Here is a 1643-nt window from a genome sequence, read left to right on the forward strand (position 1 = left end):
GCAGTCATGCGATGTTGCTTGAAGGAAGACTTGATAAGTCTGAGGTGTCGCAGTTTGCAGTACAAGACGACAAGTCCGCATCTACCTTCGCCATTGCAAGTTGCCTAGGGGACGTCGAAGACCTTTCTCAAAAGTGGAGAGCACTTGCCGACAAAGACATTCCGGCCGGGGTGACGATGCTCGCCGAGGAACGATTCAAACAGGAAATTAGACGAGCGATGAATCGACTGGCGTCGGAAACGCGCCGACTGGCGAATGTACCGGAACCTGTCCAATTCATATCTCCAATCGAGTCACGCCGTAAGGAAGCCGAACCGAGTAGCTCGTTTGTTGAGCAACCGGATGAAAAGCTTGCCATTCTGCCGCTGTTTACAGTTCCAGATAGGAGCAAGCCAGTTCAAGCGGAAGTGATAGACGTCGAGCCTCCCATTACAATCGGAGATTTGCGCCGGAAAATGGGACTTGTCGAAAAGGTCAAACCAAGCAGGCGCAAGGTCAGTGATGACCAAATCGCTCTGTTTGCACTCGATGCTATCTAATCTCGCTATTTACTCACTCCGTTCATTCAGGGAACGATTTCACCTCCCTTGATCACGGGGAGGTGAATGGAGGGATCCATATGCAAACCGAACCTTTAAATCCTCGAATCATCACGCTCCACTGGGATCAACTAATCAGCGAACTGGAAAACACCCCGGACCAAAACAGGGAGGCAAGTGCGGTGGTCGAAGCCGCCTGCGACCTCCTTCAACGTATGCAATCAGAGAATCTCCCTGCCAGATACATTTTTGGGCTTTCCGATGAAATATTTCACATGGCTTCTCAGCTCATCGACCCTTCTGATGAGGCGAGCGCGGCAGTCGAAACTGCCCATTTCGCGATAGATGATGAGGCATGGGATACGGTATGGCACAAATGCATGAACCTTACGTCACTTTGTGACCCTTCCGTCGCGGAGGTGTTTATCTGATGTATGACGAGCTTCGTGAACACTTGTACCGCGGTCTGGAAGACATTTGGTTCATCCGGGATTTCATGCGAAGAACCGGGTTTATCGATGAAGTGGACCAAGAAGGTTGGGGCTATGGATACGACATGAATGGGATGGGAGACCTAGAGGACGCCCAAGTTCAATCCTTGATGGCTTTGTTGGCACCTGATTTAGAGGTTGAGGTGTCAGTTCCTGATTTGGAGTCTGGAACGTGGATAGATGTGATGACCCTTGCGGACATCACTGATCCCATTCAAGAACTCATCCACAACGCACCCACACTGTCGGTGCATTTTCAGGGCGAACCGCAGGAATTACGAAAATGGGCTCACTTTATTCACTGGCTCCTTCCAAATACAAACTTGATTCAACAGAAACCGGCCGGGTCAACACTCGGACAACTATTCTGGACGGACATCTATTGGGTGATCGATTGGGAGTGGCACTCCACACTTGAAGCTTGGGAAGCGCTGCTTAGAGCCTGGGAGGTTATGACCTTTTATGAACACGTTGCAGACGCAAGTCGTTGGCGCATCTTACGCGGAGGAAGTTTTGCTGCGGCTGACGCCGACGAATCTTCCGCAGCTTGAGTTAAAGATGAATGGACTTACACGCTATAAAACCGTCGGGTGGCATCAGCTACTCAAAATGT

The 1643-nt window shown here is 50.5% G+C and carries 3 protein-coding genes; all 3 read left to right on the forward strand.

What is annotated here, in order from left to right; all coding sequences use genetic code 11:
- Nucleotides 1-539: hypothetical protein (locus tag AN477_RS25085; RefSeq protein ID WP_169787916.1), on the forward strand; the 539-nt coding region annotated here is incomplete at its 5' end.
- Nucleotides 540-619: 80 nt separating this feature from the next.
- A complete protein-coding gene (locus AN477_RS16900) occupies nucleotides 620-970 on the forward strand; it encodes a hypothetical protein (protein ID WP_054970355.1) in 351 nt (116 codons plus the stop codon).
- Entirely contained in the window at nucleotides 970-1581 is a 612-nt protein-coding gene (locus AN477_RS16905; protein WP_054970356.1) for a hypothetical protein, read from the forward strand. The genes AN477_RS16900 and AN477_RS16905 overlap by 1 nt, the downstream gene beginning before the upstream one ends.
- Nucleotides 1582-1643 lie beyond the last annotated feature (62 nt).

Source organism: Paenalicyclobacillus ferrooxydans (genome assembly GCF_001399675.1).
Taxonomy (GTDB): domain Bacteria; phylum Bacillota; class Bacilli; order Alicyclobacillales; family Alicyclobacillaceae; genus Alicyclobacillus_B; species Alicyclobacillus_B ferrooxydans.

Coding starts and splice junctions, on each gene's coding strand:
- AN477_RS16900 (WP_054970355.1), top strand. CDS start 620: ATGCAAACCGAACCTTTAAATCCTCGAATCATCACGCTCCACTGGGAT.
- AN477_RS16905 (WP_054970356.1), top strand. CDS start 970: ATGTATGACGAGCTTCGTGAACACTTGTACCGCGGTCTGGAAGACATT.